The organism is Paenibacillus sp. MCAF9 (assembly GCF_052114265.1).
Lineage (GTDB): Bacteria > Bacillota > Bacilli > Paenibacillales > Paenibacillaceae > Pristimantibacillus.
This window is the reverse complement of the sequence record NZ_JBFREL010000032.1, coordinates 39,202-60,183: the sequence shown is the minus strand read 5'-3', so window position 1 is coordinate 60,183 and position 20,982 is coordinate 39,202. Positions and strand designations below refer to the sequence as shown.

Annotated in this window: 37 protein-coding genes; all 37 read right to left on the bottom strand. The window is 44.6% G+C overall.

The genetic code is table 11. The features are described 5' to 3' along the window. Window positions 1-78: 78 nt before the first annotated feature. Window positions 79-471, bottom strand: coding sequence for a 30S ribosomal protein S9 (gene rpsI, locus AB4Z45_RS28345; protein WP_054025303.1), 393 nt, complete (start codon window positions 469-471; stop codon window positions 79-81). Between the two features lie 20 nt (window positions 472-491). After that, on the bottom strand, window positions 492-929 hold the full coding sequence (gene rplM, locus AB4Z45_RS28340; RefSeq protein ID WP_054025304.1) for a 50S ribosomal protein L13: 438 nt from the start codon (window positions 927-929) through the stop codon (window positions 492-494). 182 nt (window positions 930-1,111) lie between these two features. Beyond that, window positions 1,112-1,864, bottom strand: a complete 753-nt coding sequence (gene truA, locus AB4Z45_RS28335) for a tRNA pseudouridine(38-40) synthase TruA (RefSeq protein WP_054025305.1) — start codon at window positions 1,862-1,864, stop codon at window positions 1,112-1,114. A gap of 351 nt (window positions 1,865-2,215) precedes the next feature. Further along, entirely contained in the window at window positions 2,216-2,581 is a 366-nt protein-coding gene (gene rplQ, locus AB4Z45_RS28330) for a 50S ribosomal protein L17 (protein ID WP_076271417.1), read from the bottom strand. A gap of 44 nt (window positions 2,582-2,625) precedes the next feature. Further along, window positions 2,626-3,570 (bottom strand): DNA-directed RNA polymerase subunit alpha, encoded by a 945-nt coding sequence (locus tag AB4Z45_RS28325; protein ID WP_053373922.1) that lies wholly within the window; start codon window positions 3,568-3,570, stop codon window positions 2,626-2,628. Between the two features lie 126 nt (window positions 3,571-3,696). Then, window positions 3,697-4,092, bottom strand: coding sequence for a 30S ribosomal protein S11 (gene rpsK, locus AB4Z45_RS28320; RefSeq protein ID WP_054025307.1), 396 nt, complete (start codon window positions 4,090-4,092; stop codon window positions 3,697-3,699). 19 nt (window positions 4,093-4,111) lie between these two features. Continuing rightward, the gene (gene rpsM / locus AB4Z45_RS28315; RefSeq protein ID WP_054025308.1) at window positions 4,112-4,480 is read right to left on the bottom strand and encodes a 30S ribosomal protein S13; all 369 of its coding nucleotides are present in this window, start codon (window positions 4,478-4,480) and stop codon (window positions 4,112-4,114) included. A 19-nt stretch (window positions 4,481-4,499) separates the two neighbouring features. Further along, window positions 4,500-4,613 (bottom strand): 50S ribosomal protein L36, encoded by a 114-nt coding sequence (rpmJ, locus tag AB4Z45_RS28310; RefSeq protein ID WP_003333770.1) that lies wholly within the window; start codon window positions 4,611-4,613, stop codon window positions 4,500-4,502. Window positions 4,614-4,657: 44 nt separating this feature from the next. Continuing rightward, window positions 4,658-4,873, bottom strand: a complete 216-nt coding sequence (infA, locus tag AB4Z45_RS28305; RefSeq protein WP_053373919.1) for a translation initiation factor IF-1 — start codon at window positions 4,871-4,873, stop codon at window positions 4,658-4,660. Window positions 4,874-4,876: 3 nt separating this feature from the next. Beyond that, on the bottom strand, window positions 4,877-5,158 hold the full coding sequence (locus AB4Z45_RS28300) for a KOW domain-containing RNA-binding protein (RefSeq protein WP_144376900.1): 282 nt from the start codon (window positions 5,156-5,158) through the stop codon (window positions 4,877-4,879). Window positions 5,159-5,165: 7 nt separating this feature from the next. Then, window positions 5,166-5,924, bottom strand: a complete 759-nt coding sequence (map, locus tag AB4Z45_RS28295) for a type I methionyl aminopeptidase (protein WP_339205286.1) — start codon at window positions 5,922-5,924, stop codon at window positions 5,166-5,168. Continuing rightward, window positions 5,924-6,574, bottom strand: a complete 651-nt coding sequence (locus tag AB4Z45_RS28290; protein ID WP_076271420.1) for an adenylate kinase — start codon at window positions 6,572-6,574, stop codon at window positions 5,924-5,926. Before AB4Z45_RS28290 ends, map begins: the two co-directional genes overlap by 1 nt. Before the next feature lie 91 nt (window positions 6,575-6,665). After that, complete coding sequence (gene secY, locus AB4Z45_RS28285; protein ID WP_076271421.1) at window positions 6,666-7,967, bottom strand: preprotein translocase subunit SecY; 1,302 nt, start codon at window positions 7,965-7,967, stop codon at window positions 6,666-6,668. Beyond that, window positions 7,968-8,408, bottom strand: a complete 441-nt coding sequence (gene rplO / locus AB4Z45_RS28280; protein WP_053373914.1) for a 50S ribosomal protein L15 — start codon at window positions 8,406-8,408, stop codon at window positions 7,968-7,970. A gap of 39 nt (window positions 8,409-8,447) precedes the next feature. Next, entirely contained in the window at window positions 8,448-8,633 is a 186-nt protein-coding gene (rpmD, locus tag AB4Z45_RS28275) for a 50S ribosomal protein L30 (RefSeq protein ID WP_076271422.1), read from the bottom strand. Between the two features lie 13 nt (window positions 8,634-8,646). Then, window positions 8,647-9,144 carry a 30S ribosomal protein S5 gene (gene rpsE, locus AB4Z45_RS28270; RefSeq protein WP_054025314.1) on the bottom strand — a complete coding sequence of 166 codons (498 nt, stop codon included), beginning with the start codon at window positions 9,142-9,144 and terminating at the stop codon, window positions 8,647-8,649. Between the two features lie 30 nt (window positions 9,145-9,174). Continuing rightward, window positions 9,175-9,543, bottom strand: a complete 369-nt coding sequence (rplR, locus tag AB4Z45_RS28265) for a 50S ribosomal protein L18 (RefSeq protein ID WP_054025315.1) — start codon at window positions 9,541-9,543, stop codon at window positions 9,175-9,177. Window positions 9,544-9,603: 60 nt separating this feature from the next. Further along, complete coding sequence (gene rplF, locus AB4Z45_RS28260) at window positions 9,604-10,146, bottom strand: 50S ribosomal protein L6 (RefSeq protein WP_076271423.1); 543 nt, start codon at window positions 10,144-10,146, stop codon at window positions 9,604-9,606. A 31-nt stretch (window positions 10,147-10,177) separates the two neighbouring features. Next, window positions 10,178-10,576 (bottom strand): 30S ribosomal protein S8, encoded by a 399-nt coding sequence (rpsH, locus tag AB4Z45_RS28255; RefSeq protein WP_053373909.1) that lies wholly within the window; start codon window positions 10,574-10,576, stop codon window positions 10,178-10,180. A gap of 30 nt (window positions 10,577-10,606) precedes the next feature. Then, a complete protein-coding gene (locus tag AB4Z45_RS28250; protein WP_054025317.1) occupies window positions 10,607-10,792 on the bottom strand; it encodes a type Z 30S ribosomal protein S14 in 186 nt (61 codons plus the stop codon). A 26-nt stretch (window positions 10,793-10,818) separates the two neighbouring features. Further along, on the bottom strand, window positions 10,819-11,361 hold the full coding sequence (gene rplE / locus AB4Z45_RS28245; protein WP_053373908.1) for a 50S ribosomal protein L5: 543 nt from the start codon (window positions 11,359-11,361) through the stop codon (window positions 10,819-10,821). A gap of 31 nt (window positions 11,362-11,392) precedes the next feature. After that, window positions 11,393-11,746 carry a 50S ribosomal protein L24 gene (gene rplX, locus AB4Z45_RS28240; protein ID WP_076271424.1) on the bottom strand — a complete coding sequence of 118 codons (354 nt, stop codon included), beginning with the start codon at window positions 11,744-11,746 and terminating at the stop codon, window positions 11,393-11,395. A gap of 46 nt (window positions 11,747-11,792) precedes the next feature. After that, complete coding sequence (rplN, locus tag AB4Z45_RS28235) at window positions 11,793-12,161, bottom strand: 50S ribosomal protein L14 (protein ID WP_076271425.1); 369 nt, start codon at window positions 12,159-12,161, stop codon at window positions 11,793-11,795. A 47-nt stretch (window positions 12,162-12,208) separates the two neighbouring features. Beyond that, window positions 12,209-12,472 carry a 30S ribosomal protein S17 gene (gene rpsQ, locus AB4Z45_RS28230; RefSeq protein ID WP_076271426.1) on the bottom strand — a complete coding sequence of 88 codons (264 nt, stop codon included), beginning with the start codon at window positions 12,470-12,472 and terminating at the stop codon, window positions 12,209-12,211. A gap of 50 nt (window positions 12,473-12,522) precedes the next feature. Beyond that, window positions 12,523-12,723, bottom strand: a complete 201-nt coding sequence (gene rpmC, locus AB4Z45_RS28225; RefSeq protein WP_053373905.1) for a 50S ribosomal protein L29 — start codon at window positions 12,721-12,723, stop codon at window positions 12,523-12,525. Further along, window positions 12,713-13,147: a 50S ribosomal protein L16 gene (gene rplP, locus AB4Z45_RS28220; RefSeq protein ID WP_028609647.1), complete on the bottom strand. Its 435-nt coding sequence runs from the start codon at window positions 13,145-13,147 to the stop codon at window positions 12,713-12,715. The genes rpmC and rplP overlap by 11 nt, the downstream gene beginning before the upstream one ends. Window positions 13,148-13,149: 2 nt before the next feature. Then, on the bottom strand, window positions 13,150-13,812 hold the full coding sequence (rpsC, locus tag AB4Z45_RS28215; protein ID WP_054025321.1) for a 30S ribosomal protein S3: 663 nt from the start codon (window positions 13,810-13,812) through the stop codon (window positions 13,150-13,152). Between the two features lie 13 nt (window positions 13,813-13,825). Further along, entirely contained in the window at window positions 13,826-14,161 is a 336-nt protein-coding gene (rplV, locus tag AB4Z45_RS28210; RefSeq protein WP_076271427.1) for a 50S ribosomal protein L22, read from the bottom strand. 43 nt (window positions 14,162-14,204) lie between these two features. After that, window positions 14,205-14,486 carry a 30S ribosomal protein S19 gene (gene rpsS, locus AB4Z45_RS28205; protein ID WP_053373902.1) on the bottom strand — a complete coding sequence of 94 codons (282 nt, stop codon included), beginning with the start codon at window positions 14,484-14,486 and terminating at the stop codon, window positions 14,205-14,207. A 67-nt stretch (window positions 14,487-14,553) separates the two neighbouring features. Continuing rightward, window positions 14,554-15,384, bottom strand: coding sequence for a 50S ribosomal protein L2 (rplB, locus tag AB4Z45_RS28200; RefSeq protein ID WP_076271428.1), 831 nt, complete (start codon window positions 15,382-15,384; stop codon window positions 14,554-14,556). A 17-nt stretch (window positions 15,385-15,401) separates the two neighbouring features. Further along, on the bottom strand, window positions 15,402-15,695 hold the full coding sequence (gene rplW, locus AB4Z45_RS28195; protein ID WP_054025324.1) for a 50S ribosomal protein L23: 294 nt from the start codon (window positions 15,693-15,695) through the stop codon (window positions 15,402-15,404). Further along, window positions 15,695-16,318 carry a 50S ribosomal protein L4 gene (gene rplD, locus AB4Z45_RS28190; RefSeq protein ID WP_053373899.1) on the bottom strand — a complete coding sequence of 208 codons (624 nt, stop codon included), beginning with the start codon at window positions 16,316-16,318 and terminating at the stop codon, window positions 15,695-15,697. Before rplD ends, rplW begins: the two co-directional genes overlap by 1 nt. Window positions 16,319-16,346: 28 nt before the next feature. Then, complete coding sequence (gene rplC / locus AB4Z45_RS28185) at window positions 16,347-16,970, bottom strand: 50S ribosomal protein L3 (RefSeq protein WP_076271429.1); 624 nt, start codon at window positions 16,968-16,970, stop codon at window positions 16,347-16,349. Window positions 16,971-17,011: 41 nt separating this feature from the next. Continuing rightward, a complete protein-coding gene (rpsJ, locus tag AB4Z45_RS28180) occupies window positions 17,012-17,320 on the bottom strand; it encodes a 30S ribosomal protein S10 (protein WP_017692074.1) in 309 nt (102 codons plus the stop codon). A 551-nt stretch (window positions 17,321-17,871) separates the two neighbouring features. After that, window positions 17,872-18,666, bottom strand: coding sequence for an ABC transporter ATP-binding protein (locus AB4Z45_RS28175; RefSeq protein WP_076271430.1), 795 nt, complete (start codon window positions 18,664-18,666; stop codon window positions 17,872-17,874). Then, window positions 18,666-19,580 (bottom strand): ABC transporter permease, encoded by a 915-nt coding sequence (locus AB4Z45_RS28170; RefSeq protein WP_339205290.1) that lies wholly within the window; start codon window positions 19,578-19,580, stop codon window positions 18,666-18,668. The genes AB4Z45_RS28175 and AB4Z45_RS28170 overlap by 1 nt, the downstream gene beginning before the upstream one ends. A 98-nt stretch (window positions 19,581-19,678) precedes the next feature. Continuing rightward, on the bottom strand, window positions 19,679-20,722 hold the full coding sequence (locus AB4Z45_RS28165) for an ABC transporter substrate-binding protein (protein WP_076271432.1): 1,044 nt from the start codon (window positions 20,720-20,722) through the stop codon (window positions 19,679-19,681). Window positions 20,723-20,982 lie beyond the last annotated feature (260 nt).

Here is a 20,982-nt window from a genome sequence, read left to right as displayed (position 1 = left end):
AGTCTAAATTGGTTGTAGCTTTTCTTCTTAAAACAAAAAAATGCCCTCTCTGGCAAGCAGAGAAGACATTTTGAAGTATTAACGTTTCGAGAATTGTGGAGCGCGACGAGCCGCTTTAAGACCGTATTTTTTACGCTCTTTCATACGCGGATCACGAGTTAGGAAGCCAGCACGTTTTAGAGCCGGACGGAATTCAGGGTCTGCTTTAAGCAAAGCACGTGAAATACCGTGACGGATAGCGCCTGCTTGACCGGACATACCGCCGCCGTTAGCAATTACTAGTACATCGTAGTTAGACAATGTGTCAGTAAGGTTAAGCGGTTGTTTTACGATCAGCTTCAATGTTTCTAGACCAAAATATTCATTAAGGTCGCGTTTGTTAATAATGATTCGTCCTTCACCCGGCACAAGACGTACACGTGCAACAGAGTGTTTACGACGACCGGTTCCATAGTATTGCACTTGAGCCATGAAACTTGTCCTCCTCTTTATTACCCGCGAAGTTCGTAAACTTCAGGGTTTTGTGCTTGATGCGGATGTTCAGCACCTGCGTATACTTTAAGTTTAAGCTTCATTTTGTTACCAAGACGGTTCTTAGGCAACATGCCGTGTACAGCCAGTTCGATTACGCGTTCTGGCTTGTTTTTAATCATCTCTTGAGCCGGAGTGGATTTCAATCCGCCGGAGTACATGGAGTGACTGTAGTAAATTTTATCTGACATTTTCTTACCTGTCAGATGGATTTTTTCAGCGTTGATAACAACAACGAAATCGCCTGTATCAACATGTGGCGTAAATGTCGGTTTGTGTTTGCCGCGGATCAGGGCAGCAACTTCACTCGCCAAGCGGCCTAGCGTTTTGCCTTCCGCATCGACGACGAACCATTTACGATCAACTTCAGTTGATTTAGCCATATAAGTGGTACGCATGGATGATCCTCCTTAATTTCATACATTAATCGTTTTTATAACAACGTAAACGTTGATTTGTTTGTTCATTGTTGATAGCCAAGTTTGTGACAATCTCAGTCGGGGCTGTGGGTTAGCCACTTCGAAAGCACAAGTTATATTCTACTATAAAGAATAAGTAAGTGCAAGTAATTTATAGTGATTTATCCCTGTATTTCGCTGGAATATTCAACATCCATCAACATCAATCCATGCGGCATTGCCGTAGGACCAGCAAGCGAACGATTTCGCCCCTCAAGGATGTTTTTGATCTCCGATGAAGCCATCTTCCCTTCGCCAACCCATAATAAAGTTCCCATAATGACTCGAACCATATTGTACAGAAAACCATTGCCTGTCACGTACATATGCACGATTGGGCCTTCCTGAACAAAATCTGCTTCATAGATTGTACGAATATGATGAGGCTTGGTTGAATGTATTGATGTGAAGGAAGTAAAGTCATGTTTACCTACTAGGTAGCTGAGACCTTCCCGCATCGCATCCACATCAAGCGGCGTCGGATGATGAAAGCGATATTGTCGGCCAAATACATCAGGAAACTTACCAGTATCAATCGTATAGCGATACGTTTTGCGCTTAGCGGATCTTCTTGCATGAAAATGTTCTGGCACATCGAATGCTTCAATAATGACGATATCCTTCGGCAACCGCGTATTAAGCGCAATCGCCCATCTCTCTGTCGGAATCGTAGATTCCGTATAGAAATTGAATATTTGTCCCCGCGCATGCACTCCCGCATCTGTGCGACCCGAGCCAATAATAATGGTCGTCTCGCCCGTCAGCTTCTTTATGGCCTTCTCTATTTCACCCTGAACCGTTCTGCCGTAAGGCTGCGTCTGAAAACCGTTGAAGCCTGCCCCGTCATAACTGACCTTTACGCATATATTCCTCAACCTATCCCCCCCTTTAACTATAGGGATACCTAAACGTCCAAAATTCCCTCTTGCTAAGAGAACCTAAGATGCTAAGCCTTATGGACACCTGTAGGTATCACACAAGCTCATCTATTGCCCCTGGCATGAATAACAAATCATTCTTTTCAAACAAAAAAAGGTGGCCGCAAGGGTCCACCCTTTTCATTAAAATATAAGAAGTATAGGGAGACCCTAATACTTGCTTATATTTTATTGCGTTGGCAGCTCATCCCCCACGTTGGCAGGCACAAGCCGTTTACCGCTCGCGTATAAAGCTTGGACAAGGTTTAACGCTGTGGACAAGCTTATACATTTCATTTATTAGGTAACCTACGCGCGGTCAACCAATTCTAGGTAAACCATAGGCGCAGCATCGCCGCGACGGGGTCCTAGTTTTAGTATACGCGTGTAGCCGCCTGCACGCTCCGCATAGCGAGGTGCTAGATCGGAGAATAGCTTTTGAATAGCGTCTTGTGTACCATCGACAGTTTCGCGACGAACATAAGCAGCTACTTGACGACGAGCATGAAGATCACCTTGCTTAGCTTTAGTGATCAGCTTCTCAGCGATTGAACGAACTTCTTTCGCTTTAGCTTCAGTCGTTTGAATACGCTCATAAAGGAACAAGTCAGTAACGAGGTCACGGAACAAAGCTTTCCGTGCACTAGCGTCACGTCCTAATTTTTGATATGCCATCTTGTTTTCCCCTCCCTTGCTCTTAAGTCTTCACTAGTTGGTTACTACTCTTCCATGCGAAGGCCCAAACCAAGCTCTTCAAGCTTCTCTTGAACTTCCTCGAGGGATTTACGGCCTAGGTTACGGACCTTCATCATATCCTCTTCGGATTTCGTAATTAGCTCTTGAACCGTGTTGATTCCAGCGCGTTTCAAGCAGTTGTAAGAACGGACGGAAAGATCAAGTTCCTCGATCGTCATCTCTAGAACTTTCTCTTTCTTATCTTCTTCCTTCTCAACCATTATTTCAGCGTCTTTGGCTTCATCGGTCAATCCAACGAACAAGTCCAAATGCTCGGTCAAAATTTTAGCGCCGAGGCTCACAGCCTCTTCCGGTCTAATACTACCGTCAGTCCATACTTCAAGCGTTAACTTGTCGTAGTTAGTTACTTGACCAACACGCGTATTTTCAACGCTATAATTTACACGAGTAATTGGCGTGTAAATCGAATCTACAGGAATTACACCAATCGGTTGTTCGTCTTTCTTGTTGCGATCCGCTTGCACGTAACCGCGTCCCCGATTAGCAAATACCCGCATATGGAGCCGCGCGCCGGAGGCCAAGGTTGCGATGTGAAGATCAGGGCTTAAAATCTCGACATCGCTGTCTGCTCGAATGTCGCCCGCTGTAATATTCCCTTCGCCATCCGCGTCGATTTCCAACACCTTTTCTTCATCGGAGTGGATTTTCAACGAGAGGCCCTTCAGGTTCAGAATGATTTCGGTAACATCCTCAATCACTCCGGGAACCGTAGAGAACTCGTGAAGCACTCCATCGATTTGAACCGAAGTTACTGCTGCACCCGGCAACGACGACAACAAAATTCGGCGAAGCGAATTCCCAAGCGTCGTGCCATATCCGCGTTCAAGCGGCTCGACGACGAAACGTCCGTAAGTTCCTTCATCATTCAGTTCTACGGTTTCGATTTTCGGCTTTTCGATCTCAATCACTAATAGTACCCTCCTTCAAACGTCGCTCCGTTAGCTTACGTTATTTTAAGTCAAACCTTGTAGTATGCCAAACCTTCACAACCATTATTCACAAGTTGTTGATATTTGATACCACATCAGATCCAACTATACGCGACGACGTTTCGGAGGACGGCATCCGTTATGAGGAACTGGTGTTACGTCTTTAATGAGGTTAACTTCCAATCCAGCAGCTTGAAGCGAACGAATCGCAGCTTCGCGGCCAGCGCCTGGTCCTTTTACCATCACTTCTACAGTTCTCATGCCATGCTCCATCGCAGCTTTAGCAGCTGTTTCAGCAGCCATTTGCGCTGCGAAAGGCGTGCTCTTACGTGAGCCTCTGAAGCCCATGTTGCCAGAGCTTGCCCATGAAATTGCATTGCCGTGAGGATCCGTGATCGTAACGATCGTATTGTTGAATGTCGAGCGAATGTGCGCAACGCCAGTCTCAATATTCTTCCGGTCGCGGCGTTTTGTACGAACGACTTTTTTTGGTTTAGCCATTGTCCATTATCCTCCCTTCTTATTTCTTCTTGTTAGCTACAGTCCGACGAGGACCTTTACGCGTACGTGCATTTGTCTTAGTACGTTGACCGCGAACAGGCAAGCCGCGACGGTGACGAAGTCCACGGTAGCATCCGATTTCAGTCAGACGTTTAATGTTAAGTGAAATTTCACGACGCAAGTCGCCTTCTACTTTAACAGATTTATCAATTGCTTCGCGAAGGCGAGCAAGTTCGTCTTCTGTCAAGTCACGAACACGAGTGTCGTAGCTAACTTCAGCTGTATTCAAAAGTTTTTGCGACGTTGTTTTGCCGATACCGAAAATGTATGTCAGGGCGATTTCGACGCGTTTGTCACGCGGCAAGTCTACACCAGCTATACGTGCCATAGGCTATATTCCCCTCCTTCTATCCTTGTTTTTGTTTGTGTTTCGGATTTTCACAAATCACCATAACGTTGCCTTTGCGACGAATGACTTTGCATTTTTCGCAGATCGGCTTTACCGAAGGTCTAACCTTCATTGTGATTACCTCCCGAATCTTTCGTAATAAGCTCCAAATTGAGCCTATTTACGATAGGTGATGCGCCCTTTTGATAAATCATAAGGCGATAACTGTATAACCACCTTGTCTCCTGTCAGGATGCGAATAAAGTGCATTCTGAGCTTACCGGAAACATGTGCGAGAATTTGATGACCGTTCTCCAGCTCCACCTTGAACGTGGCATTCGGCAACGGTTCAATAACCGTACCTTCGACCTCAATGATGTCTTCCTTAGCCAACCGTCATTCTCCTTTCGCATTTAAATACTTCTGAATTGCATAACGTAACTTTGCGTTGGTCACCCTGCCGGTCTCTTGCATACTGCTAGAAACCTCAGAACTAATTGCAGGTTGTAACTCGAGATGCAGAACGTTCTTTTTCTTCGGTCCATCGAATCGGCGCTTATGGCCATCGGCAATCATGACGAATCGCTCATCAACGATTGCTAGGATAACAGCATAGCTTTCCTCATCTTTACCGCGAAGTACTTTGACGAACTGACCAATCTGGGGACGAGCTTCCATCGTCATACTATGGCTGCTGCGGCAAAATGGTCAATATTTCAAAGCCGTCCTCTGTAACAGCTACTGTATGCTCGAAATGAGCACACCATGAGCCGTCTTCCGTTACAACCGTCCAATTGTCTTCGAGCGTCCGGACATATCGTTCACCGATATTAACCATTGGTTCGATTGCAAGCACCATTCCGGTCTTCAGACGAGGTCCGCGATCTGGTATGCCGTAGTTCGGTATTTGTGGTTCCTCATGGAGGTCCGCGCCGATTCCGTGCCCTACGTATTCCCGTACTACGGAGAATCCTGCATCTTCAATTACCTTTTGAATAGCATGCGAAATTGTATATAGCCTAATATCCGGTTTGACGAGCGCAAGCCCCGCATAAAGGGATGCTTCCGTCACATCGAGCAACTTCTGAACTTCAGGGGTTACAGCTCCTACCGCATAGGTCCAAGCTGAATCACCGTGATAGCCTTCAAATTGCGCACCGATATCGATACTAATTATATCGCCTTCGTTCAACTTGCGTGACCCAGGGAAGCCGTGCACCAGCTCATCATTCACAGAAGCACAAATGCTGGAAGGGAAACCATTGTAACCTTTGAAGGAAGGAATCGCATTTTGACTCTTAATGTACGTTTCAGCGATTTGGTCAAGCTCACGAGTAGTGATGCCKGGTTTCACAGCCTGCGCCATCAATCGATGCGTTTCCGCAACAATGCGTCCTGCTTCCCTCATATAACGCAGCTCCGATTCGGATTTGCATATAATCATTACAATGAACCTCGCAAGCAGGAAACGATGTCTGATGTTACAACATCAATGTCCTTCTCGCCGTCGACTTCGCGAAGGAGACCTTTAGCACTGTAGTAATCGAGTAGAGGTGCGGTTTTGGAAGTATACTCATCCAAACGAGTTCCGACCTTTTCCTCTGTATCATCAGATCGCTGATACAATTCTCCGCCGTCTTTGTCGCAGATACCTTCGACCTTAGGTGGATTAAAGATTACATGATAAGTCGTACCAGTCGTTTTCGATATGCGTCTGCCCGTCAAACGAGCAAGCAGCAAGCTGCGATCAACTTTTAAATTTACAACATGGTCAATACTGCGTCCGAGCTCCGCAAGCATAACATCAAGTGCTTCTGCTTGCTGCAGTGTGCGAGGAAACCCGTCGAGCAAGAATCCATTTTTGCAATCGGCTTGTTCAAGTCTTTCCTTTACAATGCCGTTCGTGATCTCATCGGGAACGAGCAAGCCTTGATCGACATACTCTTTCGCTTTGATTCCAAGTGCGGTTCCTTGTTTCATAGCGAGGCGGAATGCATCACCAGTGGAAATGTGGGGAATACCGAACTCTTCTACGATCCGTTCAGCTTGTGTACCTTTACCGGCACCCGGAGGGCCCATGAATAAAATGTTCATTGCTGAGTTCCTCGCTTTAAGCACAATAGGCTCGGGCGGGCTGCCGCAGAGCGCCTGTTGACGAACGCGGAAGCCCGGTCAGAACCTATTGTTATTTATTGATAAACCCTTTGTAATGGCGTTTGATCAACTGGCTCTCGATTTGCTTCATCGTATCAAGTGCAACACCGATAACGATTAGTAATGAAGTACCACCTAGCTGCACTGACTTAGGTAATCCAGCAAGTGTCCCGAAGAATACCGGAATGATTGAGATAACGGCCAAGAAAATTGCACCTGTCAACGTAATACGCGACATAACGCGTGTTAGGTAAGACGAAGTTGGCTTTCCTGGACGAATACCTGGAATATATCCGCCATTTTTCTTCATTTGATCGGCCATTTGAACCGGATTAATCTGAACGAAAGTGTAGAAGAAGGTAAACCCGATGATTAACAATACGTACAATACCATACCAAGCGGCTGGTCATAGCTCATATTCTTAATAATCCAGTCTGCCCAACCCTGAGTGGACCAAAACTGAGCAATCGTAACCGGGAACATGATGAGTGAAACCGCGAAAATGACCGGAATAACGCCTGCGCCGTTCACTTTCATCGGAATGTGCGTCGATTGTCCGCCGTACATTTTCCGTCCAACAACACGTTTTGCGTATTGAACAGGAATTTTACGAATACCTTGCTGTACGAATATAACACCGACGATGATTGCGATAATCGCAATCAGAATCAGTACCATTTTGATAATGTTCAGGAACAGTTGGTCTTGAGCACCTACGAACTGATCTTCGACGATCGTACGAATGTGTCCAGGAATACCAGCTGCGATTGCTGCAAAGATAAGAATGGAAATACCATTTCCGATTCCTTTTTCCGTAATTTGCTCACCCAGCCACATCAAGAAAGCAGTACCTGCTGTCAAGATAATAGCGATAAGCAAGTAATCAACGAATGTTGCGCCAACGATCATTTCATAACCGTATTGACGGTTAAAGCCGATCGCTGTTGCGAAACCTTGGATCATACCAAGAACAATCGTACCATAACGAGTGATTTGTGCGAGCTTACGTTTACCGTTCTCGCCTTCCTTTGCCCACTCAGCAAATTTCGGGATAACATCCATAGACAACAACTGTACGATAATCGACGCTGTAATATATGGGGTAATTCCGATTGCAAAGATAGAGAATTGGAACAAAGCACCGCCGGAAAACGTGTTAAGCAAGCCGAACAGTTCCGAACCGGCTGTATTAACTTGCTTAAACACATCTTTGTTTACATCAGGTACCGGAATAAAAGCACCGATGCGGTATATTAATAGGATGAAAAGGGTGAAGAGGATCCTTGTACGAAGATCCGCCACTTTCCAAATATTGGACACGGTCTTGAACAATTAGATCACCTCGGTTTTACCGCCGGCAGCCTGGATTTTCTCTACCGCAGATTGAGAGAACTTGTTTGCTTTAACAGTAAGTGTAACGCTAACTTCACCATTACCCAAAATTTTGATTCCTGCGAGCGGGTTCTTAACGATCCCAGTCTCGATGAGAACTTCTGGAGTGACTTCAGTACCTGCTGCAAAAGCATTTAGCTCTTCAATGTTGACAATTGCGTACTCTTTGCGGAACGGGTTGTTAAATCCGCGTTTCGGCACTCGACGATACAAAGGATTTTGTCCGCCCTCGAAACCAGGACGAACGCCGCCGCCGGAACGAGCGTTTTGACCTTTGTGACCTTTACCGGCGGTTTTACCGTTACCGGAACCGATACCGCGACCTTTGCGCTTTGGCGCTTGGGTTGAGCCCGGTGCTGGTGCTAGCTCATGCAATTTCATCGTTCGTGCACCTCCTTATTTATTTCTTGGAACAGCTATCTATTCTTGTACTTCTTCTACTTTTACCAAGTGACTAACAGTGTTAACCATGCCGCGGACAGCTGGGCTATCGTTCAAAACAACTGCTTGACGAATCTTCTTAAGACCGAAAGACTCAACCGTTGCACGTTGTTTCTCGTTGCGACCGATTAAACTGCGAACGAGGGTGATTTGCAATTTTGCCATCTTATTTCCCTCCTTAGCGTAACAGCTCTTCGACTGTTTTTCCACGAAGCTTAGCAACTTCTTCCACGCGTTTAAGACGGGAAAGACCTTCAAGCGTTGCATTAACCATATTCATGGAGTTCGAAGAACCTAGCGATTTCGTCAAGATGTCGCCGACACCAGCAAGTTCAAGAACTGCACGAACTGGGCCGCCAGCGATAACGCCAGTACCTTCTGAAGCTGGCTTCAAAAGAACTTCACCTGCACCGAAATGTCCGAGTACAAGATGGGGAATAGTCGTGCCAACGATTGGTACGTGGATCAGGTTTTTCTTAGCATCTTCAATACCTTTGCGGATTGCATCAGGTACTTCGCCTGCTTTACCGATCCCTGCGCCAACGTAGCCTTTACCGTCGCCGACTACTACTAGTGCACTAAAGCTGAAACGGCGTCCGCCTTTTACAACTTTAGATACGCGATTGATATTAACAACTTTTTCAGTCAGTTCTAACGTATTTGGATCTACACGCAAGTCGTTTAACCTCCTTATAAATAAAGTCGATTAGAATTCTAGGCCAGCTTCACGAGCTGCTGTAGCAAGTGCCTGAATTCTGCCGTGATACAAGTAACCGCCGCGATCAAATACTACTTGGGTTACACCCTTAGCTTGAGCGCGTTTCGCAATCAATTCTCCGACTTTGCTAGCTGCATCGATGTTACCACCGTTGCCAATTGCTTCAGTCAATTCTTTATCCTGTGTGGATGCAGAAACGATTGTTACTCCTGAAACATCGTCGATTAATTGAGCATACATATGCTTGGAGGAACGGAATACAGATAGACGCGGACGTGCAGCTGTACCGTTAATTTTTTTACGAACACGAAGGTGTCTTTTCAGACGAGCCTTGTTTTTGTCGCCTTTCGTAATCATACAAAGTTCACTCCTTTCTTTCAGCCTTAAGACGCTATCTTAAGCAAACGAACCGTTTGCTTATTTTTTCTTACCAGCTTTACCTTCTTTGCGGATGATGCGTTCGCCTTCATACTTGATACCTTTACCTTTATACGGTTCTGGTTCACGTACTGAACGAATTTTCGCTGCAGTTGCGCCAACTAGTTCTTTATCGATACCACGAACAGTAATCTTAGTGTTCGCAGGAACGTCAAACTCGATGCCGCTATCTGGAGTGATCTCAACTGGGTGAGAGTAACCAACGTTAAGTGTGATTTTGTCTCCAGTTTTGCTTGCACGGTAACCTACGCCAACTAGCTCCAAGTTTTTGGAGAAGCCTTCAGTAACGCCGCTCACCATGTTAGCGATGATGCTGCGAGTTGTTCCGTGCAACGAGCGATGCAATTTATTATCGGAAGGACGTTCTACTAGGATTTCAGTTTCAGTTACATTCACAACCATATCTTTGTGAATTTCACGGGAAAGTGAGCCTTTCGGTCCTTTTACAGTAATAACTGTGTTGTCCAAGCTGATTGTTACGCCGTTAGGCACTTGGATTGGTTTGCGACCAATACGGGACATTGTTACACCTCCTATCTTTGTGACTTGTTACTTACCAAACGTAGCAAACTACTTCGCCGCCAGATTTAACTTGGCGAGCTTCTTTATCAGTCATAATCCCTTTGGAAGTGGAAATAATTGCAATTCCAAGTCCACCGAGTACACGAGGGATTTCAGTTGATTGTGTATAAACGCGAAGGCCTGGTTTTGAAATACGTTTCAAGCCAGTAATAACGCGTTCTTGGTTAGGGCCGTATTTCAAGAAAATACGGATAATCCCTTGTTTGTTGTCTTCGATATATTCAGCGTCGCGGATAAAACCCTCGCGCTTCAAAATCTCAGCGATTTGCTTCTTCATTTTCGAAGCGGGCATTTCCACGGTCTCGTGACGAACGACATTCGCGTTACGAATACGCGTCAACATATCTGCAACCGGATCAGACATAACCATTGTGTTAACCTCCTTCCCAAACTAGGCTGATTACCAGCTTGCTTTTTTAACGCCAGGAATCTGGCCCTTATGTGCTAACTCACGGAAACAAATCCGGCAAACTTTAAACTTTTGCAAAACAGAATGCGGACGGCCGCAACGCTCACAGCGCGTATACGCGCGCACTTTAAATTTCGGTGTGCGTTGTTGCTTCACTTTCATCGAAGTTTTTGCCACTGGGTATTACACCTCCTAAAAGTGGATTACTTCGTAAACGGCATGCCCATTTGGGTCAGCAGTTCACGAGATTCTTCGTCCGTTTTTGCCGTCGTGACGATGACGATGTCCATACCGCGCACTTTATCGACTTTGTCGTACTCGATCTCTGGGAATATCAATTGCTCTTTCAAACCAAGCGTATAGTTACCGCGGCCATCAAAAGCTTTGTTTGATACACCGCGGAAGTCACGTACACGCGGAAGAGAAATGTTGAACAGTTTATCAAGGAAATGGTACATGCGCTCACCGCGCAAAGTAACTTTAACCCCGATTGGCATGTTCTCACGAAGCTTAAAGCCTGCAATAGACTTCTTCGCACGAGTAACGACTGGTTTTTGACCGGAAATGATACGTAGTTCTTCAACAGCTACATCAAGGATTTTCGAATTGGAAACCGCTTCGCCTACCCCCATGTTGATAACTACCTTCTCAATTTTCGGCACTTGCATAACAGACGTATAGTTGAACTTCTGCATAAGAGCAGGAGTTATTTCGTTTAAGAAACGACCTTTCAATCTTGCTGCCATTGATCATGGACCTCCTTTCCTACCGTAACGATTAGTCGATTACTTCTCCGGAACGTTTCGCGATCCGAACTTTCTTGCCGTTGTCTAGCACTTTGTATCCGATACGTGTTACTTTACCGCTCTTCGGATCGATATGCATAACGTTTGATACGTGAATTGGTGCTTCTTGTTCGATAATACCGCCCTGTGGGTTAGCTTGTGATGGACGAGTATGTTTCTTAACAGTATTTACACCTTCTACAAGAACGCGATTTTCACGCGGGTATGCAGCGATAACGCGGCCCTTCTTACCTTTATCTTTACCGGTAATTACGATAACCGTATCGTCTTTTTTCACGTGCAATTTGTTGTTATGGGATTCGAGTACTTTTTTCAGCCTTGGCATGAGTTACACCTCCTGCACGCTTGTGCTTTCAAGCTTATATAGGTTGTTAGATTACTTCTGGAGCAAGCGATACGATTTTCATGAAATCTCTATCGCGAAGTTCACGGGCAACTGGTCCAAAGATACGTGTGCCACGTGGGCTTTTGTCTTCTTTAACGATAACAGCTGCGTTTTCGTCAAATGCGATGTACGAACCGTCTTTACGACGAACCGAACGTTTTGTACGAACGATAACCGCTTTAACAACGTCACCCTTTTTGACAACGCCGCCTGGTGTTGCTTGTTTTACTGAGCAAACGATCAAATCGCCGATGTGTCCAACGCGACGTCCCGTTCCACCAAGTACACGGATACACATCAATTGTTTTGCGCCAGAGTTGTCAGCAACCGCTAAGCGCGAAAATGGTTGAATCATTTCAACGTCCTCCTTTCGGAAAAATGCTCAGATACTGCATACGCTCATTAGATAATAACAGCAACTTCAACAACTTCCACAAGTCTGAAGCGCTTATCTTTCGATAGCGGACGAGTCTCCATGATTTTCACGATGTCGCCAATCTTCGCTTGGTTATTTTCATCGTGCGCTTTAAATTTTTTCGTAACTTTAATGCGTTTATGGTACAATTCGTGTTTTTTATATGTTTCAATAGCAACTACGATTGTTTTATCCATCTTGTCGCTTACCACTTTGCCAATTAACACTTTGCGGGCATTGCGTTCGCTCATGTTCTTCCTCCTTCCTTCAGCCATGATTATGCATTCATGTAAGGGATTTACTAGCTGCTAATTCCGAGTTCTCTTTCACGCAAAATCGTTTTAGCACGAGCGATTCCTTTACGCACATCACGGATCCGAGTCGGGTTATCCAATTGGCCAGTAGCCAGTTGGAAACGAAGATTGAAAAGCTCTTCTTTAAAACCAGCGACCTGTTGTTCAAGCTCAGCAGAGGTTAGGTTTCTAAATTCACTAGCTTTCATTTGCTTCACCACCCACTTCTTCACGCTTCACGAATTTAGTCTTGATTGGCAATTTATGAGCCGCAAGACGCATCGCTTCACGAGCGGTTTCTTCGGATACACCAGCAAGTTCAAACAGGATTTTACCTGGTTTAACTACGGCTACCCATTTCTCAACGTTACCTTTACCACTACCCATACGCACTTCAAGAGGCTTTTGAGTAATTGGTTTTGCAGGGAAAATCTTGATCCAAACTTTACCGCCACGTTTAATGTAGCGAGTCATAGCGATACGAGCCGCTTCAATCTGACGGTTTGTGATCCATGATGGTTCTAGAGCTTGTAGACCGAATTCACCGAATGCTACTGTAGTGCCGCCTTTAGCGCGACCCTTCATATGACCGCGTTGTTGTTTGCGGTGTTTGACACGTTTAGGTACCAACATGATTAGTTGCCTCCTTCCTGGGGAGCTTTCTTCTTAATCGGAAGGACTTCGCCGCGATAGATCCATACTTTTACGCCGATACGGCCGTATGTTGTAGCCGCTTCAGCCGTGCCATAATCGATATCTGCACGTAGTGTATGAAGTGGTACTGTTCCTTCGCTGTAGCCTTCCGAACGTGCGATTTCCGCGCCACCGAGACGACCGCTAACTGCGGTTTTAATCCCTTTAGCACCTGAACGCATGGAGCGTTGAATTGCTTGCTTCAATGCGCGACGGAAAGATACACGACGCTCAAGTTGTTGTGCAATGCTTTCAGCTACAAGAATAGCGTCAAGATCTGCATGTTTGATTTCAGAAATGTTGATGTGAACTTTTTTGCCTTTAGAAATTTTACCAAGCTCAGTACGTAGGTTTTCTACCTCTGAACCGCCTTTACCAATAACCATACCTGGTTTTGCGGTTTGAATCGTAACGTTCACGCGGTTAGCTGCACGTTCGATCTCGATGTGAGAAACTGCTGCGTCTTTCAGCTTGTTTTTCAAATATTCACGGATTTTAACGTCTTCCATAAGAAGATCGCCGAAATCTTTGCCAGCGAACCATTTGGACTCCCAATCACGGATAACACCGACCCGGAAGCCTATTGGATTTACCTTTTGACCCACACGTATTCCCTCCTTATTTTTCAGATACCACCAAGGTAATGTGGCTGGTTCTTTTATTGATCCGGCTTGCGCGACCCATCGCACGTGGACGGAAACGTTTCATCGTTGGCCCTTGGTTAACAAAGGCTTGCGAGATAACCAATTTGTTCACGTCAAGCTGGTAGTTATGCTCAGCGTTAGCAATCGCAGAGTTCAACAGCTTCTCCAAAATTGGGGATGCAGACTTAGGCGTGTGACGCAAAATCGCGATTGCTTCGCCAACTTGTTTACCGCGAATCAAATCCGCAACAAGCTGTGCTTTACGAGGTGCAATACGAATATATTTAGCGTGCGCTTTAGCTTCTGGCATGTAGGAACCTCCTCTCGTTCAGTTAGAGATGTTTAAGGGCAAATTAACGTCTGCCCGTTTTTTTGTCTTCACCGGCATGGCCTTTATACGTACGAGTTGGTGCAAATTCACCAAGCTTGTGTCCAACCATATCTTCCGTTACATATACAGGCACGTGCTTGCGTCCGTCATATACCGCAAACGTGTGACCTATGAATTGTGGGAAAATGGTCGAGCGGCGGGACCAGGTTTTGATAACGACCTTTTTCTCAGCTTCGTTCAATACCTCGACTTTTTTAAGCAGGTATCCGTCAATAAACGGACCTTTCTTTAAACTGCGACCCATTTGTGTTCCTCCCTTCAAATAAGCGGTAGCGATACTTTCGTATCACGCGGTTTTTATCAAGCAGCTATTATTTCGTGCGACGACGAATAATGTATTGGCTTGATGCTTTTTTCTTCTTACGTGTTTTGTAACCAAGAGTTGGTTTACCCCATGGTGACAACGGAGATTTACGTCCGATTGGAGCACGGCCTTCACCACCACCGTGTGGGTGATCGTTAGGGTTCATGACAACACCACGTACAGTTGGACGATTGCCTAACCAACGGTTACGGCCGGCTTTACCGATTTTCACGAGTTCGTGATCTTCGTTACCAACAGAACCAATTGTTGCACGGCAAGTGTTCAAGATACGACGAACTTCACCTGAAGACAAACGAACGGATACATAGTTTTCTTCTTTACCAAGAAGTTGAGCACTAGTACCAGCTGCACGAACAAGTTGTCCGCCTTTGCCTGGTTTCAATTCGATGTTGTGGATAACTGTACCGACAGGGATATTAACAAGCGGCATTGCATTGCCGGGTTTAATATCAGAGCCTACTCCAGATACCACTTGATCTCCAACTTTCAAGCCTTTAGGAGCGATGATATATGCTTTTGCACCATCAACATAATGGATCAAAGCGATGTTGGAAGAACGGTTTGGATCATACTCGATCGTAGCTACGTTACCAACGATACCGTCTTTAGTACGTTTGAAGTCGATGATACGGTATTTACGTTTGTGTCCGCCGCCATGGTGACGAACCGTAATTTTACCTTGGTTGTTGCGTCCAGCTTTTTTGAAAAGCGGAGCAAGCAACGATTTCTCCGGTGTACTTGTCGTGATCTCTTCGAAAGTCGAGACCGACATGTTACGACGTGCAGGAGAGGTCGGTTTGTACTTTTTAATAGGCACTTTGATTTCCTCCTTTTCTAAACAGACGTTTCAAAGAATTCAAGTTCTTTGCTATCAGCGCTCAATTGAACGATGGCTTTTTTCCAATCCGGTCTGTATCCGCTATGTTTACCATAACGTTTCGGTTTACCCGCAACACGCATTGTGTTAACGCCGGTTACTTTTACTTTAAAGATTGATTCAATCGCAAGTTTGATTTCAGTTTTGTTTGAACGAAGATCAACTTCGAAAACATACTTTTTATCAACCATGTAATCGCTCGTACGTTCCGTGATAACCGGGCGCTTGATAATATCGCGTGGATTTTTCATTACGCAAGCACCTCCTGTACTTTCTCTACTGCTTCTTTAGTGATGATAAGGTTGTCATGCACCAAAACATCCAGAACATTGATGCCGTCAGCTGCAACGAACTTCACACCTGGGATGTTACGAGCAGACAATGCTACGTTATCTTCATAATTAGCCGTTACTACAAGAGCTTTGCGGCCAACTTTAAGGTTGCTTAGAATTGCTGCGAATTCTTTCGTCTTAGGAGCTGCAAATGTCAGTTGATCCAAAACGATAATCTCGTTTGCAATCACTTTCGAAGACAATGCTGATTTAATCGCTAGACGACGAACTTTCTTAGGAAGTTTGAAGCCATAAGAGCGTGGAGTCGGTCCGAAAACCACACCGCCGCCAACCCATTGCGGGGAGCGAATACTACCTTGACGAGCACGGCCAGTACCTTTTTGTTTCCAAGGTTTACGACCGCCACCGCGTACTTCGGAGCGTCCTTTAGTTTTGTGATTGCCGAAGCGTTCAGATGCTTGTTGATTAACAACAGCACTGTGCAAAACGTGAACATTTGGTTGAATTCCGAAAACCGTTTCAGCCAGTTCAAGTTCGCCCACTTGCGCGCCACTCACGTTATATACTGTTACTTTTGGCATTTCCTGTTCCTCCTTTCTTTAAGATCAATTATTTCTTAACAGTTTGCTTAACTTTTACGAATCCGTTTTTCGGGCCCGGAATCGAACCTTTTATTAGAAGAACGTTACGTTCTACATCTACACGGATAACTTCAAGCTTTTGAATCGTAATTGTTTCGTGACCCATATGTCCTGGAAGGCGTTTGCCTTTCGGTACACGGTTCGCTTGGATAGAACCCATCGAACCTGGTCCACGGTGGTAACGGGAACCGTGAGACATAGGACCCGTGCTTTGTCCCCAACGTTTGATAACGCCGGCAAAGCCTTTACCTTTTGAAATACCTGTTACGTCAACGAATTCGCCTTCTGTGAATAGGTCAGCTTTAACTTCTTGGCCAACTTCATAATCACCTAGATTAATTCCGCGAATTTCACGAACGTAGCGCTTAGGTGTTGTGTTAGCTTTTTTAGCGTGACCAGCTTCTGGCTTGTTCGATCTGCTCTCCTTCTTATCGGAGAAACCGAATTGAACTGCTTCGTAGCCATCGTTTTCTTGGTCTTTCTTTTGAAGTACTACGCAAGGTCCAGCTTCGATAACCGTTACAGGAACGACATTACCTTCAGCAGTAAACACTTGAGTCATACCAAGTTTTTTTCCTAAGATACCTTTCATGTTGACACCTCATTTCCTTTCTATAATCGCATATGCTGATATTACAGTTTGATTTCGATATCTACACCGGATGGTAAATCCAGGCGCATCAACGCATCAACCGTTTGCGGCGTTGGGTTTACAATGTCGATCAAACGCTTATGAGTGCGTTGTTCGAATTGCTCCCTAGAATCCTTGTACTTGTGTACCGCACGGAGAATGGTGATGATTTGCTTTTCCGTTGGCAACGGAATCGGCCCGGATACGCCTGCACCGGAACGTTTTGCAGTTTCAACGATTTTCTCTGCGGATTGATCAAGAATCCTGTGATCGTATGCTTTCAAGCGGATACGAATCTTTTGCTTTGCCATATAAGTCCCTCCTTCTTTCGCCCAATTTATTATCGGACATACTCCGTGAGAAAACCCTGCACATGCCCCATGGCAAAGGGGCCGGGTGTGTCGGCAACCTCTCACATCATCGCAACGTCAGACCAACAGTCAATATTATACCGAATCTAATAGGCAAATGCAACATAAAGTTTCTTCTTTCTTTTTACCGTCATACAACTGCGGAAAGATCGTCAATAATGCATTGTAATCTATCCTTACATTCGCCCATTATGTCCCTTATTACAAGTATTTAGAACACTATCATTATAATAACGGACTTAATGGGCGCTATATGATTATATACATCATCCGGATGAAAATACACCACCAAATAACGCCAACCTTCACATTTACATAAAAAACACGCAGCGACCACATGTCGCTGCGTGTTTTCCTTCTATAATAACAGAGTTGATGTGAAGTATCCGCAGGCTCTGATTCTACTTGTTTAGAAGGTGCAGGCAGCTATGACTTTTCTAACAGAGCTGCACACTCTCCATCCAACACTTCATATTCAGAGTTATAACGCCCTAACCAAGTACGATACGATCATCCGCAAGTTTCTTTCCGCTTATCAACTCAAACTCGCCTAGTAGTTGCTGTACGGTAAGATCCTTTTTGCGTTCTTCTGGTACATCAAGTATAATCCGGCCTTTGTCCATCATAATAAGTCGATTGCCAAGACGTATGGCCTGCTCCATATTATGAGTAACCATAAGAGTGGTCAAATTCATCTCGCGAACTAGGTTTTCCGTTAAAGTCGTAATGAGCTCTGCTCTAGAAGGATCAAGCGCTGCCGTATGTTCATCAAGCAATAAGATTTGCGGCCTTGTAAAGGTAGCCATCAATAGGCTTAACGCTTGGCGTTCTCCACCTGACAATAAACCAACCTTTGCGCCAAGTCGATTTTCGAGACCTATACCGAGGCGCTGCAGCTCTTTCTTAAAAATGGCACGTTTTGCGCGTGTTACGCCAAAGGAAAAACCACGTGACTTTCCACGAGCATACGCTATCGCCAAATTCTCTTCTATAGACATACGCGGCGCTGTTCCTGCCATTGGATCCTGAAATACTCGGCCAATCCAGCGGCTGCGCTCATATTCCGATAGATGACTTATATTGTTGCCGTCAATTCGCACTTCGCCCGCGTCCGGCTTCATCACACCGGATATAATGTTCATTAATGTAGATTTGCCTGCTCCGTTACTACCGATAACCGTAATAAAATCGCCTGGCTTCATAATCAGATTGGCACCTACGAGCGCTGTCTTCTCATCAACGGTACCAGGATTAAACAGCTTGGACACTTTAGCGATCTCCAACATTAGCGTCCACCTCCAGGTTGAATATTATCCAAGGATGCCAGCATTTCTGCCGTTCGTCTTTTGGCTATATTCTTTTGCTTCCATGTTCTTCTTATCGTAGGTATAATCAATGCAAAAATGATAATTACTGCTGTAATAAGCTTCATATCAGAAGCATCCAACCATTCAACACGTAGTGCAAATGCATATATAATTCGATAAATAATCGAACCAAGTATAACAGCCAAAGTTGCTCTAAAGATTGTGCGGGATCCGAATATCGCTTCACCAATAATTACGGATGCAAGACCAATAACGATCATACCAATACCCATGCTATTATCCGCATATTTATTGTAATGTGCGACTAATGCACCTGAGGTCGCAACTAGTGAATTCGACAAAGCCACGCCAAAAATCGTCGTAACATCTGTATTTGCGCCAAAGCTGCGAATCATCCGAGAGTTATCCCCAGTTGCGCGAAGACTCAATCCCAGATCCGTACGGAAAAACAGATCAAGAACCAACTTAACCACAACGACAAAAATGATCATAACAACTAATGTGGATACATTACTAAATAGATTTTCCTGTCCCCTTAAGGAAACGTTTGGTTTTCCCAGAATTCTTAAATTGATTGAATACAGTGCTATCATCATAATAATGCCTGACAATAGTCCGTTTATTTTACCCTTTGTATGCAGTAAGCCAGTACATGTACCCGCTATAGCCCCACCTGCAAATGCGCATAATACAGCAATCCATGGAGCTGTTCCATTAACCGTCATAACTGTACCGATAGCTGCGCCTGTTGTAAAGCTGCCATCTACCGTCAAATCCGGAAAATCAAGAATTCGAAACGTTATATATACTCCAAGTGCCATAAGCGCATACAATAATCCACTCTCTAAAGCTCCCTGCATTGATACGAGCATATGACATACCTCCTTTTTCATAACAAGGGGGTGAACGAGTAGCCCGGTCACCCCTTTTGAACTTATGAGCCTGTTATTTTTAGCAAATGAATTTAAATTTACTCGATAATATTGTTTGCTTGATCTTTAACGAATGCTTTCATCTCGTCAGTAACGGTAATGCCTTGCTCAGCTGCTGCTTTCAAGTTGAAAATGAAGTCAAGCTTCTGTGGCACTGTAACATCCATGTCTGCTGGTTTTTTACCATTTTTCAAAATCTCAACTGCCATTTGACCAACTTCATAACCATGATCGTAATATTTGAAGCCTACTGCCGCAAAAGCACCTTTTTCTACCGTATCACGGTCAGCAGAGAAGAAAGGAATATCATTTTTATTAGCCACTTCAATAATAGCGTCAACGCCGCTTACAACCATATTATCCAAAGTGATGTAGATAGCTTCTACACGACCAACTAGTGATTCTGCCGCTTGTTTAACATCTGAAGAGTTCGCTACTGAAGCTTTAACGAGCTTAATGCCATGTTCAGCAAGTGCCTTTTCAGCAATATCGCCCATTACAACCGCATTTGGTTCTCCTTCATTAATAACAAGGCCCACATTTTTTACATTAGGAAATTGAGCTGCGATAAAATCCATCGTTTGTTTAATGGCATCTGGATTCGTATCAGAAGCACCAGTAACATTTCCTCCTGGAGCTTTCAATTGTGTAACGATTCCTGCATCAATCGGATCTGTAACTGCTGCGAATAATACAGGGATATCCTTGACTTCATCAGCCAAGCTTTGTGCAGTAGGAGTTGCAATTCCTAATGCAAGGTCACTTTTACTTGATTTAATCTTTTGTGCAATTGTAGCAATATTCGCTTGCTCACCTTGCGCATTATTGAAGTCGATTTTAAGGTTTTTGCCTTCTTCAAATCCACCATCTTTTAGTGCTGCAATAAAGCCTTCGCGCGTTGCATCCAATGATGGGTGCTCAACAATTTGTGAGATCGCGATCGTATACTGTTTCTCACTGTTGCCTGAACCCGATTTATTTCCTTCGTTCTCTGTACCTGCTTTACCTGAGTTTGCACCACATGCTGCTGTTACTACCATAACTGAAGCTAATACCAAGCTAAGTAAAAATTTTCTGTTCATTCTTCAAACCCCTCTCATCATATAAATTCTCTTGTAATGAAGCCGTTTGCAAAAAAAATGTACAGCAAAGCATTATCGCTTTCTATCATTAAAGCCTATGTCTGTGCGTAATGACTACAATTAATGAGTGAAGGACAAGCTCTACCTACTATTCCTTAATATTAAATGGGCTTAAGGCATACAGTCAATGAATAGTTATTTGTAAAATTAAGTAAGAAGCCCTATTGACCGTTTTACATAGAAAAATAAAAAGCCCTCAC

What these genes read in the sequence shown, in the direction of transcription:
- rpsI (WP_054025303.1), bottom strand. Translation starts at nt 471, where the DNA reads ATGGCTCAAGTGCAATACTATGGAACCGGTCGTCGTAAACACTCTGTT.
- rplM (WP_054025304.1), bottom strand. Translation starts at nt 929, where the DNA reads ATGCGTACCACTTATATGGCTAAATCAACTGAAGTTGATCGTAAATGG.
- rplQ (WP_076271417.1), bottom strand. Translation starts at nt 2,581, where the DNA reads ATGGCATATCAAAAATTAGGACGTGACGCTAGTGCACGGAAAGCTTTG.
- rpsK (WP_054025307.1), bottom strand. Translation starts at nt 4,092, where the DNA reads ATGGCTAAACCAAAAAAAGTCGTTCGTACAAAACGCCGCGACCGGAAG.
- rpsM (WP_054025308.1), bottom strand. Translation starts at nt 4,480, where the DNA reads ATGGCACGTATAGCTGGTGTAGACTTGCCGCGTGACAAACGCGTCGAA.
- rpmJ (WP_003333770.1), bottom strand. Translation starts at nt 4,613, where the DNA reads ATGAAGGTTAGACCTTCGGTAAAGCCGATCTGCGAAAAATGCAAAGTC.
- AB4Z45_RS28300 (WP_144376900.1), bottom strand. Translation starts at nt 5,158, where the DNA reads ATGGAAGCTCGTCCCCAGATTGGTCAGTTCGTCAAAGTACTTCGCGGT.
- AB4Z45_RS28290 (WP_076271420.1), bottom strand. Translation starts at nt 6,574, where the DNA reads ATGAACATTTTATTCATGGGCCCTCCGGGTGCCGGTAAAGGTACACAA.
- rplO (WP_053373914.1), bottom strand. Translation starts at nt 8,408, where the DNA reads ATGAAATTGCATGAGCTAGCACCAGCACCGGGCTCAACCCAAGCGCCA.
- rpmD (WP_076271422.1), bottom strand. Translation starts at nt 8,633, where the DNA reads ATGGCAAAATTGCAAATCACCCTCGTTCGCAGTTTAATCGGTCGCAAC.
- rplR (WP_054025315.1), bottom strand. Translation starts at nt 9,543, where the DNA reads ATGATTACGAAAGGCGACAAAAACAAGGCTCGTCTGAAAAGACACCTT.
- rplF (WP_076271423.1), bottom strand. Translation starts at nt 10,146, where the DNA reads ATGTCCCGTATTGGTCGCAAACCAATCCAAGTGCCTAACGGCGTAACA.
- rpsH (WP_053373909.1), bottom strand. Translation starts at nt 10,576, where the DNA reads ATGGTTATGTCTGATCCGGTTGCAGATATGTTGACGCGTATTCGTAAC.
- rplE (WP_053373908.1), bottom strand. Translation starts at nt 11,361, where the DNA reads ATGGCAGCAAGATTGAAAGGTCGTTTCTTAAACGAAATAACTCCTGCT.
- rplX (WP_076271424.1), bottom strand. Translation starts at nt 11,746, where the DNA reads ATGCCAAGGCTGAAAAAAGTACTCGAATCCCATAACAACAAATTGCAC.
- rplN (WP_076271425.1), bottom strand. Translation starts at nt 12,161, where the DNA reads ATGATTCAACCATTTTCGCGCTTAGCGGTTGCTGACAACTCTGGCGCA.
- rpsQ (WP_076271426.1), bottom strand. Translation starts at nt 12,472, where the DNA reads ATGAGCGAACGCAATGCCCGCAAAGTGTTAATTGGCAAAGTGGTAAGC.
- rpmC (WP_053373905.1), bottom strand. Translation starts at nt 12,723, where the DNA reads ATGAAAGCTAGTGAATTTAGAAACCTAACCTCTGCTGAGCTTGAACAA.
- rplP (WP_028609647.1), bottom strand. Translation starts at nt 13,147, where the DNA reads ATGTTGGTACCTAAACGTGTCAAACACCGCAAACAACAACGCGGTCAT.
- rplV (WP_076271427.1), bottom strand. Translation starts at nt 14,161, where the DNA reads ATGCCAGAAGCTAAAGCGCACGCTAAATATATTCGTATTGCACCTCGT.
- rpsS (WP_053373902.1), bottom strand. Translation starts at nt 14,486, where the DNA reads ATGGGTCGCAGTTTAAAGAAAGGTCCGTTTATTGACGGATACCTGCTT.
- rplW (WP_054025324.1), bottom strand. Translation starts at nt 15,695, where the DNA reads ATGAAAAATCCACGCGATATTATCAAGCGCCCGGTTATCACGGAACGT.
- rplD (WP_053373899.1), bottom strand. Translation starts at nt 16,318, where the DNA reads ATGCCAAAAGTAACAGTATATAACGTGAGTGGCGCGCAAGTGGGCGAA.
- rplC (WP_076271429.1), bottom strand. Translation starts at nt 16,970, where the DNA reads ATGAAAGGTATCTTAGGAAAAAAACTTGGTATGACTCAAGTGTTTACT.
- rpsJ (WP_017692074.1), bottom strand. Translation starts at nt 17,320, where the DNA reads ATGGCAAAGCAAAAGATTCGTATCCGCTTGAAAGCATACGATCACAGG.
- AB4Z45_RS28175 (WP_076271430.1), bottom strand. Translation starts at nt 18,666, where the DNA reads ATGTTGGAGATCGCTAAAGTGTCCAAGCTGTTTAATCCTGGTACCGTT.
- AB4Z45_RS28170 (WP_339205290.1), bottom strand. Translation starts at nt 19,580, where the DNA reads ATGCTCGTATCAATGCAGGGAGCTTTAGAGAGTGGATTATTGTATGCG.
- AB4Z45_RS28165 (WP_076271432.1), bottom strand. Translation starts at nt 20,722, where the DNA reads ATGAACAGAAAATTTTTACTTAGCTTGGTATTAGCTTCAGTTATGGTA.